This is a genomic window from Chromobacterium sp. FG22 (assembly GCF_057809415.1).
Window position 1 is genome coordinate 1 of sequence record NZ_JBMDJX010000010.1, and the last position, 18,566, is coordinate 18,566.

An 18,566-nucleotide genomic window follows, 5' to 3' on the forward strand; every position below is an offset into this window, starting at 1 on the left:
AACGGCAACGACCTGCTGGAAGGCGGGGCGGGCGACGACGGTCTGTTCGGCGAAGAAGGCAACGACACCTTGCGCGGCGGTGCAGGCAACGACACGCTGAATGGCGGCAACGGTGCTGACCTGCTGGAAGGCGGCGACGGCGACGACGTGATCTACGGCAATAATGATGGCGGTGGCTGGCGCGTAGAGGGTGACACCCTGCGTGGCGGCGCCGGCAACGACCAGTTGTTTGCCGGATGGAGAGGTTACGACAACGTGTTTGAAGGCGGCACCGGCAACGACACGCTGACCGGCAGCTATGCGCGCGACACCTATCTGTTCAATCTGGGCGATGGCCAGGACGTCATCATCGACAAGGCGGATGCACCGACGGTGAACGACGCCTACCGTGATGAGTTGGTGTTCGGTGTGGGCATCAAGGAAACCGACATCCAGGTGCTGCGCAGCGGCAACGATATGGTGTTCCGCCACATCAACGGCCAGGACAGCGTGACGGTGAAGGACTGGTTTGCCGATCGGGTGTACTGGATCGAGCAGATCACCTTCGCTTCCGGCGTGAAGTGGACGGCCGATCAGTTGATGAAGCAGGGCGTGCCGCTGGTCGGTTCCGAGTTGGGCGACACGCTGCGCGGCGGCAATGTCGATGACTGGATGCTGGGCAACGGCGGCAACGACTCGCTGTACGGCGGTAACGGCAACGACCTGCTGGAAGGCGGCGATGGTGACGACGGTTTGTTCGGCGAAGGGGGTAACGACACCCTGCGCGGCGGCGCCGGTAAGGACTCGCTGTACGGTGGTGATGGCGCCGACCTGCTGGAAGGAGGAGACGGTGATGATGTGATCATCGGTGGCAGCGGCGGCGGCTGGCGCGTTGAGGGTGACACCTTGCGCGGCGGCGCGGGCAACGATCAATTGACCGCGGCGTGGAACGGCTGGAACAACACGCTGGAAGGCGGCACCGGCAACGACACGCTGACCGGCAGCTATGCGCGCGACACCTATCTGTTCAATCTGGGCGATGGCCAGGACGTCATCATCGACAAGGCGGATGCACCGACGGTGAACGACGCCTACCGTGATGAGTTGGTGTTCGGTGTGGGCATCAAGGAAAGCGACATCCAGGTGCTGCGCAGCGGCAACGATATGGTGTTCCGCCACGTCAACGGCCAGGACAGCGTGACGGTGAAGGACTGGTTTGCCGATCGGGTGTACTGGATCGAACAGATCACCTTCGCTTCCGGCACGAAGTGGACCGCCGATCAGTTGATGAAGCAGGGGGTGCCCTTGTTGGGCACCGAGCTGGGCGATACCCTGCGCGGCGGCGCGCTTGACGATTGGCTGGTTGGCAACGGCGGCCATGACGCCTTGTACGGCGGCGAGGGCAACGATCTGTTGGTCGGCGGCCGCGGCAACGACGTGCTTGAGGGCGGCAACGGCAACGACACCTATCAGTTCGAGCGCGGCGATGGCCAGGACGGCATCACCGACACCGGCGGCCAGGATGTGTTGAAGTTCGGCCAGGGCGTCAATGCCGACCAGCTGTGGTTCAAGCGTCAGGGCGCCAGCCTGGAGGTCAGCGTGATCGGTACTGAGGACAAGGTGTCGATTAACAACTGGTTCGGCAATGCCGCGAACCAGATCGAGACCCTCCAGTCCGGCGACGGCAAGGCCCTGGCGGCCAGTCAGGTGCAGGCGCTGGTCAATGCGATGGCGGCCTTCAATCCGCCGGCCGCTGGCCAGGTCAACCTGCCGGACAACTATCAGGCGGCTTTGCAGCCGGTGTTGGCGTCCAGCTGGAAGTAAATCGCTGAGTGGTTCTCTGTAGACGGCCGGCCCCTAGGGGCCGGCTTTTTTCATACCTTCAGAATGGGCAGGGGGGCGAAGCGGCCGCCCAGCACATTGTGGGCGTCCTTGCCCCACCAGCTCTGGATGGCGGTGGCGTAGACCTGGCGGAAGTCGATGGCGCAAGGCAGGTTGCCGTCGTCGACGCCGGCCAATTGCGGGCTTTGCCCATACAGGCCGCCGCGCACGCGCCCGCCGGCGGCGAAATGGACGTTGGCGGTGCCGTGGTCGGTGCCGCGGTTGCCGTTTTCGCGCGGGCGGCGGCCGAATTCGGCGTAGCTGAGCACCAGGGTGTCGTCCCAGCGCCCCTGCTGTTGCAATTGCGTACGCAGCAGGGCGATGCCGTCGGCCAGCTCTCCCAGCAGCCGCGCCTGGGTGGGCGGCTGGTTGCCGTGGGTGTCGAAGCCGGTGAGCGTGATGCGGGCCACGGCGATGGATACGCCGCGGGACAGGGTGTCTGTCAGAGTCGCGACGGCCTGGGCGAAGGCTCCGGCCGGCCGGGGCGCGGCCATCGGCGAATCCGCCGCGGCCACGGGTTTGGCGGCTTGGCTCAGTTCGGCGGCGGCCTGGCGGATGTCGCCCTCCACCTTGAGAATGTGGCCCAGCGCGCCGCTGCCGGCATGGCCTTGGTCCGCGGCCAGTTTGGCCTGGCGCGCGAAGTCTTGCGGATTGCTCAGCACCACCGCGCGGGCGCCGCCGTCCAGCGGGCCCAGCGCCTGGCTGGACAACACCACGCCGTCGGCGGCGAATCCGCGCGGCGTCGGCTGCTCGCGGAACAATCGGGTCAACCAGCCCTCGCTCAGGTATTGCTGGCTATTGGATGCGGTTTCCCAAATCTCGATGGAACGGAAGTGGGACAGATTGGGATCGGGATAACCCACCCCTTGCAAGACCGCCAGCTCCTGCTGCTGCCATAGCGGGCGCAGGCCGGTCATGGCCGGATGCAGGCCCAGGCGTTCGTCCAGCGGCAGCACTTGGTCGCGGGGAATCGCGATGCCGGGGCGCAGCCGGTAATAGTCGGCGCTGGCGTAGGGCACCACGGTGTTGAGGCCGTCGTTGCCGCCCTTGAGTTCGATCAGCACCAACAGGCGTTGATAGCCGGCCGGCGCCAGCGCCCAGCTCAGATTGGGCAGCACGGACACCATCAGGCCGCCGGCCATGGCTTTGAGAAATTGTCGTCGCTGGAACATGGCTGGGTTTCCGTCAGTGAACTTGATAAACCGGGTCCAGCAGCAGCGGGGCGATGGCTTGCGCGCCGCTGTCGGATTCGGGCAGGGGATTGGCCGGCGGCAAGGCCAGCAAGAGCTTGGCGGCGTCCTGAGCGCTGCGGATTTGGTAGATGGCGCTCCATTCATCCGGCTGCAGCCTGATGGAACGCAGGCCGGCGGCCGCCAGCCGGTTGATGCGCGCCTCGCGTCCCTTCATTTCGTCCATGCCGCCGTCCGGCAGCGCAAAGGCGTTGCGCGCGGGCGCGGCGTCGCGGGCGATGCGGTCCAGGAACTGTTTGCGGCTGAGCAAGGTGGCGCTGTTGATCCAGGCCTCGCCGCCCGGCCAGCCTTTGACGTTGGGCGGCGCGAACACGTCCTGGCCCAACTGACGGTTGAGCCCGGCCAGCGCGCGCCAGTCCGGCGGGTTCAGGTCGAAGGTGACCAGGGTGCCTATGGTCAGCTCCAGCGGCGATTTCACCAACTGGCCCTGGCTGCTCCAGAACTGCGGGCTTAACAGCAGCGCGCGCAGCAAGGGCTTGATTTCGTAGCGGCTGTTGCGGAAGCCGGCGGCCAGCCGCTTGACGGCGGCCGGATCCGGCTTGGGCGAGACGAAGGCCTTCCACAGCTTGGCGGCGATGAACTCGGCGGTGGCCGGCTGTCGCAGCAGCAGGTCCAAGACATCGTCGCCGTTGAAGTCGCCCCGCTGGCCGAAGACGAGCTTGTCGCCGTCGTCGTGCAAGCGCGGACGGTTGACGAAGCGCTCGTCGCGATCCAGCCCCCAGCCGGTGAAGGCGCGCGCGGCTTCACGGATGTCCTGTTCGCTGTAATGGCCTTCGCCCAGGGTGAACAGCTCCATCACCTCGCGCGCGAAGTTCTCGTTCGGCTGGCCCTTGCGGTTATTGGCGGTGTCCAGATAGCGCATCATCGCCGGATCGCGGGCGACGGCGTGCAGCATGGCGCCGAAGTTGCCCAGCGCGTACTGGCGCAGCAAGACGTTTTGCCGATACATCAGTTGGGGCGAGCGCACCTTGTCCAGCGCGGAGACGAAGTGGTTGTGCCAGAACAGGGTCATTTTTTCGCTGAGCGGCGACGAGGTGTAGCGCATCTCGTTCAGCCACCAGCCGCGCAATTCCACCGCGTGCTCGGCGCGCAGCTTTTGCAGCGCCTTTTTCGCCTCTTCGTCTAAATTGGGCTGCCCCGGCCGCTCGAAGGCTTCGTCGACCCAGGACGGCGGCGGCGTGGCGGCGTTGGCCTGGCTATTGGCCAGCAGCCGATCCACCGCGGCTTCGCGGCTCAGCGGCGCGTACACGGCGATTTGCGCCGGGTTGGCGCCGAAGCCGGTGCGGGACAGCAAATGACGCGCGCCGGCGACGCCGATGCCGGCCTGGGCCAGCGCGGGCAGGCTGAGCGCGGCCAGCAGGAGCCCCAGCGCGGTTTTTGCGGTGAAGCGGATGGCCTCGGCCGCTCTAGTCGGCGGCTGGCCAAGGGTGGGCATGGGGTTCAAGCATGGTCTCCAAACGCGCCCGGAGCGGGCGTAAGCATGCATTCAGCTTAGAAGGCGCTTGTCATCGGCGTGTTAAGGCGCGGGCCCACTCTGTTAAGGATTGTTGGCTGCCAGCCGGCGGCCGCTGCGGTATACTGGCGCGCTGTCACCAGGGGTGCCCGCGGCGCGGGCTGAGAAAATACCCTGCAACCTGATCTGGGTCATGCCAGCGGAGGGAGCGTGATGCGCGGGCCAGGGCCCGCATTCCGCTTGCTCCGGACTATCGTGTACGGAGATATCCATGAAGCGCTTTTCCTCTTTGATAGCCGTTGCGCTGGCGGCGTCCAGCCTGGCCGCGTCGGCGGCCGAGCTGCGGGTGCTGTCGCACAGTTCTTTCACCGTGTCCAAGCCCTTGCTGGCCGAGTTCGAAAAGCAGAACGGCGCCAAGGTCTCCATCATCAAGGCCGGGGACGCCGGCGAGATGCTGAACAAGCTGATTCTGACCAAGGCCAATCCCATCGCCGACGTGGTGTTCGGCATCGACAACAGCCTGATCGGCAAGGCGCAGCAGGCCGGCGTGCTGGCTCCGGTGCCGGCGGCGCTGGCCCAGGGCGGCAAGGCCGCCTTGCCGGGCGCGGTGAGCATAGACTACGGCTACGTCACCCTCAATTACGACAAGGCCTGGTTCGCCCAGCGCCAGCTGGCGCTGCCCAAGACGCTGGAGGATTTGAGCAAGCCGGCCTACAAGAACCTGCTGGTGGTGCAAAATCCGGCCACGTCCAGCCCGGGCCTGGCTTTCATGTTGTCCACCATCGCCGCCATGGGCGAGGACAAGGCCTTCGCCTTCTGGGGCCGCTTGCGCGACAACGGGCTGAAGGTCAGCAAGGGTTGGAGCGAATCCTACTACACCGATTTCTCCAAGAACGGCGGCAGCCGTCCGCTGGTGGTCAGCTACGCGACCAGTCCGGCCGCCGAGGTGTTCTACAGCAAACAGAAACTGAACGACGCGCCCACCGGCAATCTGCCCTTGAAAGGCGGCGTGTTCCGCCAGGTGGAGGGCGCGGCCCTGGTCAAGGGCGGCAAGGAGGCGGCGCTGGGCGAGAAATTCATCGCCTTCCTGCGCTCCGAAGCGGTGCAGAAGGACGTGACCACCACCATGTGGATGTATCCGGTGATGGACAAGGTGAGCTTGGACCCGGTCTATCGTTTCGCGGAGCAGCCGGCCGCGCACGACACGCCGGACAGCAAGGCGATCGCCGAGCGCTCCCGCCAATGGGTGGCGCGCTGGACCCGAGTAGTGTTGAAGGGCGGGCAATGATTCCGGACATCGAAACGCCGCGGCTGTTGCTGCGCCATCTGGACCCGCAGACGCTGTGGCTGTGTCTGGCCGGTCAGCCGGAAACGGCGGCCGAGCTGCTGGGCGCGCCGCTGGCGGCGGAATGGTTGGACGAGCAGGACTTGATGAGCATGCGGCTGGACGACATCGAGCGCCAGCCCGACTACGCGCCCTGGTCGGTGCGCGCCTTGCTGCGCCGCGACGATCTGACGATGGTCGGCCACGTCAACTTCCACTCCTTGCCCGGCCATCCTTATCTGGGCGACTACGGCGACGTGGAATTGGGTTACACGATTTACCCGGCTTATCGCCGCCAGGGCTATGCCCGCGAAGCGGTGCTGGCGATGGGGGCCTGGGCGGCCCTGGCCGGCGCGCCGCGGCTGGTGCTGTCCATCGCGCCGGACAATCTGCCTTCGCAATGTTTGGCCGCGGATCTGGGCTTCGCCAAGGCGGGGCAAAGCGAGGATGAAGACGGGGTGGAGGATGTGTTGACCGCCCGCTGGCCGTTGAAGGGAACGCCGTTTTGATGTTGAGCCGTCGGAGCCGCCTGTTGCTGGCGGCGCCTCCTTTGCTGTTTTTGCTGGCGATGTCTATTTCGCCGTTGGCGCGGCTGTTGAAGGAGGGCGGCGAGCCGCTGTCCTTCGGTTTGCTGAGCGATTCCTATCTGCGCTGGCGCATGATGTGGTCGCTGCTGCAGGGTGCGGCGACCTGCGCGCTGGCCTTGCTGCTCGGCGTGCCGGCGGCGTGGGCGCTGGCTCGCTTCCGCTTCGCCGGGCGCGGCCTGGCGCTGCGCCTGCTGATGCTGCCCTTCGTGATGCCCACCCTGGTCGCCGGCGTCGGCGTGTTGGCGCTGTTCGGCCCTCAGGGTTTGAGCGGGCTGAACTTGCAGGATTCGCCCTGGCTGCTGCTGTACGGCAATCTGTTCTTCAATCTGCCGCTGGTGATCCGCGCGGCCGCCGATGGCTTCGCCCAGGTGCCGGCCAGCCGGCTGGCCGCGGCCCGCAGCCTGGGCGCCGGGCGTTGGCGCGCGTTCTGGCGCGTGGAATGGCCGGCGGCGCTGCCCTGGCTGTTGCCCAATCTATGCTTGGTCTTCCTCTACTGTTTCTCCGGCTTCGGCCTGGCGCTGTTGCTGGGCGGCCAGCGTTACGCCACGGTGGAAGTCGAGATTTACACGCTGGTGGCGTATGAGCTGAATCTGGCCGACGCCGGCGCGCTGGCCTTGCTGAGCCTGCTGGTGGCCGGCGGCGTCGCCGCGGTCTACGCCTGGCTGGAGGCGCGTTTGGGCGTGCCGGCGCGCTGTGAGCCGCTGCTCCCCGCGCCCGCGCGGACCTGGACGGACCGCGCCTGGCTGACGGCGGCCCTCGCCATTCTGTTGATCTTCGCCGGCTTGCCCTTGCTGGCGGTGCTGTGGAAAGCGCTGTCCGCGCTCGACGGCCTGGCCGGACTGTGGGACGAGGAATTGCGGCTGGCCTTGTTCAACTCGGCGCGTTTCACCTTGCTGACCGTATTGCTGTCCGGCCTGCTGGGCCTGTGCCACGCGCTGGCCGCCGGGCGCTGGCTGTGGTTGCGGGCCCTGGCCTTTCTGCCTTTCGTGGTGTCGCCGGTCTGCGTGGCGTTTGGCTTGCTGCTGCTCTATCCGAGCTGGAGCGCGGATTTGGCCATGCTGTTGGCAGCCTACGTCTTGCTGGCCTATCCCTTCGTCGCCAAAGCCGCCGGCGCGGCGCTGGACGGCATGCCGGAACATCTGGCGCAGGCGGCGCGCTCCCTGGGGGCCTCGCCCTGGCGGCTGTTCCGACGGGTGATCTGGCCCTTGTTGCAGCCGGCGCTGCGGCGCGGGCTGGCCTTCGCCGCCGCCACCGCGGTGGGGGAGTTCGCGGTGACCTTATTCCTGTCACGGCCGGAGTGGTTGACCCTGACCACCTTGATTTATCAGAAGCTGGGCCGGCCGGGCCAGGCCAACGCGGATGCGGCGATGCTGTTGTCCGGCCTGCTGATGGTGTTGGCGATGCTGGCTTTCGCCGTGATTGAAAGCGGCGCGGCCAGACCGGGGGAACCGGGAAAAGGAGACGGGCGTGCTTGAGCTCATAGGAATTGAAAAGCGCTTCGGCGCGCGGGTGGCGGTGGACGGCGTGTCGCTGGAGGTGGCCGCCGGGGAGACCCTGGCTCTGCTGGGACCGTCCGGCTGCGGCAAGAGCAGCTTGCTCAAAATCATCGCCGGCCTGCTGCCGCTGGACGGCGGCGCGGTTCGTTTCAACGGCGAGGACATCAGCCGGCTGCCGCCGGAGCGGCGCGGCTTCGCGCTGATGTTCCAGGATTTCGCCTTGTTTCCGCATCTGGACGTGCTTGGCAATGTGATGTTCGGTCTGATCGAACGGGGATCGTCCCGCGCCCAGGCCGCCGCCGCCGCCGCGGCGATGCTGGAGCGTTTGGGTCTGGGCGGTTATCAAGGGCGCAAGGTCTGGACCTTGTCCGGCGGCGAGCAACAGCGGGTGGCGCTGGCGCGTGCGATGGTGACCCGTCCGCGGCTCTTGCTGCTGGACGAGCCGTTCTCCAGCCTGGACGCGCATTTGCGCGGTCAGTTGCAAGGGGAGTTCGCGCAGTTGCTGGCGGAGTCCGGCATACCGGCCATTCTGGTCACGCACGACAGAGAGGAAGCGTTTGCGATGGCGAGCCGCGCCGCGGTGCTGCGCCAGGGGCGCATCGTGCAATGCGAGACGCCGCCGCAGCTGTTGGCCAGGCCGGCGAATGCGTGGCTGGCGCGCTTCATCGGCTATGAAAACGTGCTGGAGCACGCGGTGGTGCCGGGCCACGCGCTGCGGCTGGGGCCGCAGTACCCGCCGGCGCGCATCGAGTCGCTGACCTGGCTGGCGGACGGCGCCCGGGTGGAAGTGGCGGCGCAGGCGGGGCGGCTGAGCCTGAGCCTGTCCGCGCGGGAGGCGGCGAGCCTGGGCGCGGAACTGCGGCTTGGCGGCCAGTTTGGGTTGGGGGTGGACGCGTCCGCCCTGATTCCGTTCAGCGCAGGCTCTTGATGCGCTGTTCCATTTCCTCGAATTCCGGGCGTTCGCTGGAAAACAGCACTTTGCGGCCGAACTCGATGGCGCTGGGCGGCGGATAGCCCTGCATGCCGGCCAAGAGCACGGTCTTGATGCATTGCAATTCCTTGCTGTCCTCGTCCAGCTTCTGTTCCAGCAGCGCGCCCAGCGGCGACACCATGCCGTAGGACAGCAGGATGCCGAGGAAGGTGCCCACCAGCGCCGAGCCTATCATGCCGCCCAGCACCGCCGGCGGCGCGCCGACCGAGGCCATGGTGTTGACCACGCCCAGCACGGCGGCGACGATGCCGAAGGCCGGCAAGGCGTCGCCCAGGCGCTGGATGGCGGCGATAGGCGCCATGCCTTCCTGGTGGTGGGTTTCCAGTTCCACGTCCATCAGGCTCTCGATTTCGAAGGCGTTCAGATTGCCGCTGACCATGATGCGCAGATAGTCGCGGATGAAATTAAGCGCATGGTGGTCTTGAGCGATGGCCGGATACTTGCTGAAGACCGGGCTTTGTCCGGGGGCGTCGACATCGGCTTCCAGCGCCATCAGCCCTTCTTTGCGCGCCTTGGCCTGCAGTTCGTACAACAGGCACAGCAAGTCCAGCGCGCGGGCCTTGTTGTGGCGCGAGCCCTTGAGCGCGGCGGGCAGCGCGCGCGCCACCGCTTTCAGATTCTTGGTCTGGTTGGCGACGATGAAGGCGCCCAGCGCGCCGCCCAGAATCGCCATCATCTCGGTGGGCATCGCGGAGAGAATGGCGCCGATGGCGCCGCCGTGGATCAGAAAGGCGCCGAAGATCATGCCGATCACGACGAGGTAGCCGATGATTACATTCATATGTGGTAGTCCCAAGCAAAGTCAGACCGATGCCGGTCTGGCGCGTCGCCGCGGCGAACGCGGCGGGTCTGCGAGATAAAGAAGGCGGAAGGCCTGGGGCCGGCTCGAAGTCCGGCCGGTCGGTGTGGCGATGGCTGAGCGCGCAAGCGGCGCATGAGCATTTCGACGCGGCGTCAGCCGTGCAAGGCGCCGCGGCGCGCGGCCGGCTTTGAACCGGCTCTCAGACGCGAGGCGGCCGACGCGGCGGATTGGGCGGCGGCGGCGAGGGAAGGGCGGCGATGAAGTCGGGCCAGCCAGGCCTCGCCGCATGCGTCGCCATGGCCGGGCTCATGCCGGGCAGGGTCTGGCATTCTCCGCATCCGCCCAACTCGGCGGCGCAGTGGGCGTGGCCGCCGCTGGCCGCTTGCGCCGCGGCCGTGCCGTGGCCGAGGGCATAGGATGGACCGGCGCGGCCAAGGGCGCCGTCGGCGTGAACCGCGGCGTTGGCCAAGGGCAAGGCCTGCCAGAGCATGAACAGCAGCAGGGCCAGCCGGGTGATGGATTTGAATGCAGAAAGTCTCAATGCCCGTTTCCCATGAATCGCAGCGCAATCTAAATCAGGATCGGAGGGCTGGCAAGCCTAGATTCAGGCTTGAGCGCCAAGCGACGATATTTCCATGTTAATTAAATGGCATTTATCATGCCAATATCTTAATTGGAACTATTTATTAGTTTAAAAACTCTACCTTTGCTGCGTGCGCCGGGAAAAGGTCCGCGCGCATGCTTGACTCTAAGGTTGAATGGAAAATGATCAGTAGAAGACGAATTTTGGCTTGGAGCGGGGCCTTGCCCCTGCTGGCGCCGTTGGCGGCCAGCGTATTGAGTTCCGCTTGCGCCAGCGCTGCCGGGACGGCCAAAAGCTATCGGGTGGACGCCAGTCTGCAGTCCGAAAACCAGGATTCCAGAGTACGCAATCTGGTCTTCCATTACACTGCCGTGCCCAACGGCCTGGCGCTGGAAATGCTCACCCAGGGCCAGCACGGCGCCAGCGCGCACTACCTGGTGCCGGATGCCGCATTGCTGGGCATGTCCAACAAAGTGTACCAATTGGTGCCGGAGGAGCGCAGAGCCTGGCATGCCGGGCGCAGTTACTGGCAAGGGGACCGGCTGATCAACTCCAGCTCCATCGGCATCGAGATCGTGAACCTGGGCTATCCGTCTCCGGAAGAGGACGAACTGCCCTTGATGCGGCGGCAGTGGTTCGACTTCGATGAGGCGCAGGTCTCGGTGGTGGCGCAACTGGCGGCGGACATCATCGCGCGGCATCAGATTCCGCCGCACAAGGTGGTGGGGCATTCCGACGTGTCGCCGGGACGCAAGGTGGACCCGGGGCCGAAGTTCCCCTGGGAGCGTTTGTACCGCGACTACAATATCGGCGCCTGGCCGGAACGCGAGGCGGTCGAGTTCTACCTGCGCCGGGCGCCTTATCGCGGCGACGTGCGGGATCTGCAGAAACGCTTGCTGGATTACGGCTACGAGGCGCCGCAAACCGGCGTGCTGGACAAAGAGAGCCAGGACGTGGTGGCGGCCTTTCAGATGCATTTCCGGCCTGCGCGCTACGACGGCGCGCCGGATGCCGAGACTTCCGCGATCCTGGACGCCTTGCTGGAAAAATACTTCGACCGGCCGCGTCCGGGACGGACGCCGGGCTCGAAACCGGCCGCTGCGCCGAAGAAGGACAATGGAAAGGGCAGCGATACCTGGCCGCTGACGCCTTAGAACCTGTTCAAAGTCTGCTGCGCTTCAGCGATACGGCGTTAAAAACAAGCTCAAAATGCTCATGTACCACTTGTACATTCCGCTTTTTCGCTCGTTTTCGCCTTGTCTCGCCCTTGCTCGCGAGACATTGAACAGGCTCTTAGAACCTGTTCAATGTCTGCTGCGCTTCGTGAGGCGTGGCGCAGTGAGTACCGCTTCGGCCTGCTCATACGCCACGCCAACATTCCTCTTTCTCAGCCGTTTTCGTCTTGATCTCGCCCTTGTTCGCGGGGCATTGAACAGATGCTTATCAGGTTTCATCCTCGCCGGCGCTCAGGCCGGCGGAACCAAGGGACGGCTAGCCGTCCCTTTTTTGTCGCCGTCCGTCCGTCCGTCGGGCGGCCGGCCATGCCGGCCAAGGAGGGTGGGCGGCCGCGCTTAGTTTGTGCCATAACGATAATCAGACGGCGTCATTTAGAGTTATTAAGCACTTTCTGCATAAACAAGCATTTATTAGTAAGAAACACTTATTTCTAAAACAAAATAATTTGTAATAAAAACTATCAAATAGCCCTTTCAATTTAAATGCCACTTGTACTAGAATGCAATTGAACTGGTTGAGCTTATAAAAAAAGCCGAAACCTAAAAGTGATTGCTTACTAATTGCGGGATTTGGAAAGGAAGGTCGAAAATGAAACGTCTGCACGCACTTGGACTGGCAGCCCTGCTTTCCGCTCTTTCTACCGCAGCAATGGCCCAAGGCGGCCAAGTCCATTTCTACGGCGCCATCGTTGAAGGCGGCTGCAGCGCCCAAACTCACGAAGTGGCCAGCGCCGACGCGGCCCGCGCCAAGCCGGCTCTCGAACTCAATCAATGCGCCAGCCCGGCCAAGCTGACGCTGGATAGCGAAGCCGCCGCCCAGCAAGGCAAGATCGCCAGCCTGAACGTGCGCAAAGGCGAGAACCAGTTCAGCAGCCGCGATTTGCTGCGGAGCGCCACCGCCCGGGCCGGCGCGGTGAACCTAGTGGTCAATTACTTCTGATTGCAGTCCAAACCTGCTCAATAAATCAGCAAAAAACCCATTCAGCATTGACTGAGTGGGTTTTCTTTATTTGAAGTGTTGTTTTATTGCAAATATCGCTCAATCCTTAACAAACCCCTGAAATAAAACAAATATTCAAGATTGATTCATCAAATCGTTTAAAGTCGACGAGGCGTGTTTTTGCATAGATTTTAAAGAAAAAATTTAATATGAAACAAAAAAATCTACGCAATGGTTCCGCTTGATACTATGCGTCTGCGTTCCAGTACTGCAGGTCAGCACTGGCGGATGGTCCGCGACGCGGCATGCGAGGCTGCTGTGCGGTTTGAGAATGATTACCCTAGTCGGAGTCAAGAATGAAAAAATTTGTATTTGCTGGTTCCCTGATGGCTGTTGCCGCTTCTTCCATTTTCGCCGCCGCCGGCACCCTGGATGTTAAGGGCGAAATCGTTACCGCAGCTTGCGGCCTGGATTCCAAGAGCGTGAACCTGGAAGTGGGTCTGGGCAAAGTGCCGACCCATGTATTCAAGAAAGTGGGCGACCGTTCGGCTCCGACCCCGTTCCAAATGACCCTGACCGACTGCACCACCACCACGCTGAAGACCGTGGCTGTGATGTTCTCCGGCACCGCTGGCTCCAACAACGAACTGATGGCTCTGAAGAGCGGCGGCGCCAAAGGCGTGGGCGTTCGTCTGGTGAACACCAACAACGGCGACCAGATCAAGCTGAACCAGTACGGCACCGCCCTGAACCTGGTTGACGGCAACAACACCCTGAACTTCAGCGCTGCATACGAAGCCGACGGCGCCAAAGCCGGCGACGCCGTAACCGTGACCCCGGGTCAAGCGGATGCCTTCGCCGTATTCGATCTGCAGTACAAGTAATCCGCAGTTCGATTCAATAACGGAACCAAGCAAGGTTCCGGCTCCTGTTTCCTTGTGCCCTGAAGGTCTCATCGCTTAGGCGATGGTCTGGCCTGGTTTGTCCGCTGTCAGCAATGAGTAGTCTGCAAACCAGGGCATGAGGATAGTCATCTGCAAGCATTCCCCCAAGGCATACCCCTGCGCCTGACAAGCGGCGCGGCTTCGTCATTGCCTGACGGGACAGATTCAAGGCCGGCGCGCTTCGACGCGACGGTGTGTTTTGGGCCAGGCTGCCGCAGGCGGCGCGCACTTAAATCGGGATATCGGCAGGCATGAACAAGCATCGCATTTACATTGTGGCAGTGGCGCTGACGCTGGGCCCTTGCATTGCGCATGCGGTGGAGTTCAACGACGCCTTTTTGCAGCTGGACCCGAGCAGCAGCGTGAGCCTGGAGCAGTTCGAGCAGGCCGGTTATATCGTGCCGGGCCGCTATATCGCCGATGTGTATCTGAACCAGCGCTTTTTGCAGCAGCTGGAGCTGGATTTCCGCCCGGAAGGCGCGGATCAGACCGTGCGCCCGTGTTTGCCGCCGGATTTGATTCGCCAGCTGGGCCTGCGCTCCGGCATTGTCTGGCCGCAGAACGAGCAGTGCGTCGATTTGTCGGCGGTCAGCGCCGCAAAAGTACGCTACAGCAAGAGCAACGCGCGCCTGGACATCTCGGTGCCGCAGGCGGAACTGGCGTATCGCGATGAAGACTACGCGCCGCCGGAGACCTGGAACGACGGCGTGCCGGCCGCGATGCTGGATTACCGCGTATTCTATCAGCGCACCGACAACGGTCTTGGCGCCAGCAGCAGCAAGACCACCAGTTACGGCGTGGCCGGCGCCAACGCCGGCCCCTGGAGGCTGCGCTCCAATTACCAGTACGACGACAGCGCGACTAACCGCAGCCGTCTGAGCTGGAACAATACCCAGGTGTATCGCGATCTGCGCGGCATGCAGGCGCGTCTGACCCTGGGCGAAGTCTTCAAGACTTCCGAGATTTTCGACGCCTTCTCCATGCGCGGCGCCACGCTGAACAGCGACGACCGCATGATCCCGCAAAGCCTGCGCGGCTACGCGCCGCAGGTCAACGGCGTGGCCAAGACCAACGCCAAGGTGACCATCCGCAATCAAGGGCGGGTGCTGTACACCACCAATGTGCCGCCGGGCCCGTTTTCCATCCGCGATCTGAACAGCAGCACGCAAGGGCAGCTGGATGTGACCGTGGAGGAGGCGGACGGCAGCCAGCAGACCTTCACCGTCAATACCGCCTCGGTGCCCTTCCTGACGCGCAACGGTATGTGGCGTTACAAGGCGGCCATCGGCCAGGCGGATCAGAACGGCAGCGCGTCGCACCCGAACGTGGCCAGCGCCGAGGCGTCCTACGGCCTGACGCAGACCTTGTCGCTGTACAGCGGCTTCATCGCGTCCGCCGACTACCGTTCGCTGGCGATGGGCTTCGCCAAGGATCTCGGCAACTGGGGCGCTTTGTCCGCCGACGTGACCCAGGCCAACGCCCAATTGCGCGGCGGCCTGAATATGGCCGGCCGTTCTTACCGTTTCAACTACGCCAAGAAGTTTGAAAGCCTGGACGCGGACATCCGTCTGTTCGGCTACCGCTTCTCGGACCGCAACTTCCGTTCCTTCGGCCAATTCCTCAGCGATCTGGACGGCCAGAACTATATCAGCGACAAACAGCGGGTGGGCATGACCGCCAGCAAGACCTTTGGCCAGACCAATGTGTTTCTGTCGGCTGAAAAGTCCACTTATTGGAACGCCACCGCCACCCAGCGCGTGGATCTGTCGCTGAGCCGCGACGTCAATATCGGTTCCTTGCGCAACGTCAGCCTCAATCTGTCGGTGCAGAACCTGCGCGACCAGACCGGCAGCAGCAACCGCGTCTACCTGGGTTTGAGCATGCCGCTGGAGAACAACCGCCGCATCGGCTATGACGTGCAGGGCAGCGCCGGCAACACCAATCACACCGTCCGTTACTCGGACAGCAGCAACCCCAACCACAGCTACAACGTGGCGATGAGCGCGGACACCCGTTCCGGCAAGCCCTTGGTGTCCGGCGACTATCATTACACCGGCCGCGTCATGCAGGCCGACGTCTCGGCCAGCAAGCAGCAGGGCGGTTACAGCAGCCTGTCCGCGGGCTTGGGCAGCTCGCTGGTGCTGCACGCCGGGGGCCTGACCATGGGCAATAGCTACGGCGGCGAAACCCGCATGCTGGTGGACACCGACGGCGTGGCCGGCGTGCCGGTCTACGGCGTGTCGGCGCAGACCGACCGCAACGGCTACGCGATGCTGAGCAGCGTGGCGCCGTATTACAGCCAGGACGTGCGCCTGGACGACGACAATATGCCGGATTCGGTGGAGGCCAGTTCCGCGGTGCGCCGCGTGGTGTTGACCGAAGGCGCGGTGGGGCGCACCGAGTTCCCGGTCAAGGTCGGACGCAAGGCCTTGCTGACGGTGCGGCTGCCGGATGGCAAAATGCCGCCTTTGGGCGCCACCGTCAGCGACGTGGCCGGCAAGCGCGACGTCGGCATGGTGGGCGACGGCGGTCTGACCTTCGTCACCGGCTTGAGCCCGACGCCCAAGCTGGAAATCTCCTGGGGCAAGACGCGTTGCCGCGTGGACCCGCTGCCGGCCGATTACGAGCTGAGCCAGGGCAGTCGCGACATGGTGTGCGCGCCTCTCGCAGAATAAAGAATAAGGAATCGATATGAAAACGTTTCATCGCGCACTGGGGCTGGCGGGCGTGCTGGCCGCGCTGACCGCGCCGCTGGCGGCGCAGGCCAACATCCTGCTGGACCGCACCCGGATGATTTATCTGGAGCAGGACAAGAACGTCAGCATGGTGCTGAGCAACAAGAACCCGGAGCAACCTTATCTGGTTCAATCCTGGCTCAGCGACGGCGAGGGCAAGCGCCTGGCTTCCCCCTTCCTGGTGCTGCCGCCGCTGCAACGCATCGAGGCCGGCGAGAAGGGCGTGGTGCGCTTGAGCCGCATTCCCGACCCCAGCCTGCCGTCCGATCGGGAGTCGCTGTTTTATCTGAACGTGCAGGAAGTCCCGCCCAAGAGCGATAAGGACAATGTGCTGCAACTGGCGATCAAGTCGCGCATCAAGGTGTTCTACCGTCCCAAGGAAGCGCAATTGCCGCGCGGCGAAAACCCGGCCAACAAGCTGCAGCTGAGCTTTGACGCCGCCGCCGGCAAGCTGGTGTTCAAGAACCCCAGCCCCTATCACCTGACCCTGGTGGGCTTGGAACTGCCGGGCGACAAGAAGCCGCGCGATATGGACGGCCTGATGGTGCCGCCCAAGGGCGAGGCCCGTTTTGCGCTGAAGGCGCTGCCGGCCAGTCTGAAGCTGAGCAATATCAATGATTTCGGCGCTCAGGACACCTTTACCTTCGTTTGCGCGGACGGCCAGTGCCAGTACCGCGAAGACAAGAAATAATTCCGCAGGCGCACAGCGCAGGGAGAGCCCATGTTGAATCGTCGTTTGCCGCGTTTGCTATTGATGGCCGCGCTGGCCATGCTGCCGGCCTTGAGCCACGCTTTGGCGTGCAAGGAAGGGGGGCGCAATGGCAGCGTGATGATTACCGAGGACATAGGCTCCACGGTGGCGGTGCCCATCACCCTGCCAAGTGGCGAGATCATCTGGCACTCCTCGGTGCGCACGGTCAATGTCTCTTGCTACAAAGACCATAATGGCTTGCGGGAGGCGGAGGAGGTGTTCTTCTATCCTAACCCGCGCAAGGACAGTTCTCCGCAGGGGGTGCAGTTTGGCGTGATGTATAACGGGCGCCCCAATTTCGACCCCAATCTGCGGATTGCGACGGGTCAGGTCATTCCGAAGTGCCCGTCCAATATCGCATTGAATCAGTGCCCGACAACGGATTTTTCCTTGAGCTTCCAGGTGGTGATCGCCACCAAGACGCCGTATCCCGGCAATGGGAGCGTCGGCAAGTCGCAGTTTGAAGTCTTGCAGTTCGACGGGGTCGGCGGGATCAACGACATCAAGGGCAGCAATCTGGTTTACAAGGTGACCGGGCTGGACAAGATCCGTTTCATCCAGTGCGCGGTGAAGGTCAGCCTGAATCCGGCCAGCAATGCTTTGGACTTCGGCAAAATCGCCAAAACCGTCAAGGGGCTCAACCCGGCGGTGCCGCGCAGGGACTTTGCCCTGAAGCTTGAGAAAACCTGCGACGATCCGGTCAAGGTCAACGGCTATTTCCGCGGAATCAACGGCAAGGCGGATACCTATACCGCCACTTTGGTGAAAAAGAAGGACAACTCGGATAGCGGGCTTGGCTTGCAACTGTTTTACGGCGACGGACGTCAGCTGCGGCTGGAGCAGTCGGAGTTCCTGGCGGAGTTTTTCAAGGGCGACCGTCAGAAAACCGTGCCGATGTTCGCCACCATCGTCCCCACCAATATGGGCAAGGTGGAAGAAGGCCCGTTCCAGGGCACGGTCAATATCGATCTGGATTATATCTGAGCGGCTCGAGCCCTTTGGTATGAGGGCGGCGAGACGGCGAACTGAATTGGCGTAAGGAGTGGAGCAATGAAATTCAAGGCGATGGTGCTGGCTTTGGCGCTGGCGGCGCCGTTGGCGCAGGCGGCGGACGGCACCTTGAACGTTTTTGGCGAACTGGTGTTGAGCGCCTGCGGTCTGGATCCCAACTCGCAGAGCCTGGAAGTGGGCATGGGTCTGGTGTCCTCGCAGATGTTCCGCAAGATCGGCGACCGTTCCCGCCCGGTGTCCTTCGATATCCGGCTGACCGAGTGCTCCATCGACACCATGACCACGGTGGCGGTGCGTTTCAACGGAGAGGCCGACCGCGACAACGGCGAACTGATGGCGATCAACGGCAGCGCCGCCGGCGTGGGCATCCGCCTGATGGGACCGGGCGGCGGCGACATCGTGCTGGGCCAGTATTCGCCGCTGGTGGGCTTGACCAACGGCAGCAACACCCTGCGTTTCAACGCGATGTACGAATCCACCCGCGCGCCGGTGCCACAAGGGCAGGAGGGCGGCATCAAGCCGGGCTCGGCCAACGGCCTGGCTCAGTTCGACTTGCGCTATATGTAAGCGCATGCATGAAAACGGCCCTTCCGCCATATGGCGG

The 18,566-nt window shown here is 63.8% G+C and carries 16 protein-coding genes and 1 riboswitch; of the genes, 12 read left to right on the forward strand and 4 right to left on the reverse strand.

The genetic code is table 11. The features are described from left to right. On the forward strand, positions 1-1,803 hold a 1,803-nt coding region (locus ACODSD_RS11595; protein ID WP_488877438.1), incomplete at its 5' end, for a calcium-binding protein. Between the two features lie 50 nt (positions 1,804-1,853). Here the strand turns inward: ACODSD_RS11595 and ACODSD_RS11600 are convergent. After that, complete coding sequence (locus ACODSD_RS11600; RefSeq protein ID WP_486635387.1) at positions 1,854-3,032, reverse strand: DUF1501 domain-containing protein; 1,179 nt, start codon at positions 3,030-3,032, stop codon at positions 1,854-1,856. 13 nt (positions 3,033-3,045) lie between these two features. Next, the gene (locus ACODSD_RS11605; protein WP_488877499.1) at positions 3,046-4,545 is read right to left on the reverse strand and encodes a DUF1800 domain-containing protein; all 1,500 of its coding nucleotides are present in this window, start codon (positions 4,543-4,545) and stop codon (positions 3,046-3,048) included. 149 nt (positions 4,546-4,694) lie between these two features. Beyond that, positions 4,695-4,789, forward strand: a riboswitch (TPP riboswitch). 45 nt (positions 4,790-4,834) lie between these two features. On the opposite strand from ACODSD_RS11605, the gene ACODSD_RS11610 reads away from it, so the two are divergent. The 4 genes from ACODSD_RS11610 to ACODSD_RS11625 are packed head-to-tail and all read left to right on the forward strand — an operon-like array spanning position 4,835 to position 8,898. Next, entirely contained in the window at positions 4,835-5,851 is a 1,017-nt protein-coding gene (locus ACODSD_RS11610; protein ID WP_253314456.1) for a thiamine ABC transporter substrate-binding protein, read from the forward strand. Further along, positions 5,848-6,396 (forward strand): GNAT family N-acetyltransferase, encoded by a 549-nt coding sequence (locus ACODSD_RS11615; RefSeq protein ID WP_107799684.1) that lies wholly within the window; start codon positions 5,848-5,850, stop codon positions 6,394-6,396. Before ACODSD_RS11610 ends, ACODSD_RS11615 begins: the two co-directional genes overlap by 4 nt. Beyond that, positions 6,396-7,949 (forward strand): ABC transporter permease, encoded by a 1,554-nt coding sequence (locus ACODSD_RS11620; protein ID WP_488877439.1) that lies wholly within the window; start codon positions 6,396-6,398, stop codon positions 7,947-7,949. Before ACODSD_RS11615 ends, ACODSD_RS11620 begins: the two co-directional genes overlap by 1 nt. Beyond that, on the forward strand, positions 7,942-8,898 hold the full coding sequence (locus ACODSD_RS11625) for an ABC transporter ATP-binding protein (RefSeq protein ID WP_488877440.1): 957 nt from the start codon (positions 7,942-7,944) through the stop codon (positions 8,896-8,898). The genes ACODSD_RS11620 and ACODSD_RS11625 overlap by 8 nt, the downstream gene beginning before the upstream one ends. On the opposite strand, the gene motA is transcribed toward ACODSD_RS11625, so the two are convergent. Further along, on the reverse strand, positions 8,882-9,742 hold the full coding sequence (gene motA, locus ACODSD_RS11630) for a flagellar motor stator protein MotA (protein WP_107799681.1): 861 nt from the start codon (positions 9,740-9,742) through the stop codon (positions 8,882-8,884). The genes ACODSD_RS11625 and motA overlap by 17 nt on opposite strands. 220 nt (positions 9,743-9,962) lie before the next feature. Then, complete coding sequence (locus tag ACODSD_RS11635; RefSeq protein WP_474453745.1) at positions 9,963-10,304, reverse strand: hypothetical protein; 342 nt, start codon at positions 10,302-10,304, stop codon at positions 9,963-9,965. Between the two features lie 263 nt (positions 10,305-10,567). On the opposite strand from ACODSD_RS11635, the gene ACODSD_RS11640 reads away from it, so the two are divergent. The 7 genes from ACODSD_RS11640 to ACODSD_RS11670 all read left to right on the forward strand — a co-directional run bounded on the left by ACODSD_RS11640 (position 10,568) and on the right by ACODSD_RS11670 (position 18,529). Beyond that, positions 10,568-11,500 (forward strand): N-acetylmuramoyl-L-alanine amidase, encoded by a 933-nt coding sequence (locus ACODSD_RS11640; protein WP_488877441.1) that lies wholly within the window; start codon positions 10,568-10,570, stop codon positions 11,498-11,500. Between the two features lie 670 nt (positions 11,501-12,170). Beyond that, entirely contained in the window at positions 12,171-12,521 is a 351-nt protein-coding gene (locus ACODSD_RS11645; RefSeq protein WP_146176655.1) for a hypothetical protein, read from the forward strand. A gap of 356 nt (positions 12,522-12,877) precedes the next feature. Continuing rightward, positions 12,878-13,405 carry a fimbrial protein gene (locus tag ACODSD_RS11650; protein ID WP_107799677.1) on the forward strand — a complete coding sequence of 176 codons (528 nt, stop codon included), beginning with the start codon at positions 12,878-12,880 and terminating at the stop codon, positions 13,403-13,405. Between the two features lie 311 nt (positions 13,406-13,716). Continuing rightward, on the forward strand, positions 13,717-16,140 hold the full coding sequence (locus ACODSD_RS11655) for a fimbria/pilus outer membrane usher protein (protein ID WP_227107850.1): 2,424 nt from the start codon (positions 13,717-13,719) through the stop codon (positions 16,138-16,140). A 16-nt stretch (positions 16,141-16,156) separates the two neighbouring features. Further along, complete coding sequence (locus ACODSD_RS11660) at positions 16,157-16,891, forward strand: fimbrial biogenesis chaperone (RefSeq protein ID WP_227107851.1); 735 nt, start codon at positions 16,157-16,159, stop codon at positions 16,889-16,891. Positions 16,892-16,921: 30 nt separating this feature from the next. Then, positions 16,922-17,935, forward strand: coding sequence for a fimbrial protein (locus tag ACODSD_RS11665; protein ID WP_082158901.1), 1,014 nt, complete (start codon positions 16,922-16,924; stop codon positions 17,933-17,935). 66 nt (positions 17,936-18,001) lie between these two features. Next, entirely contained in the window at positions 18,002-18,529 is a 528-nt protein-coding gene (locus tag ACODSD_RS11670) for a fimbrial protein (protein WP_081550751.1), read from the forward strand. Positions 18,530-18,566 lie beyond the last annotated feature (37 nt).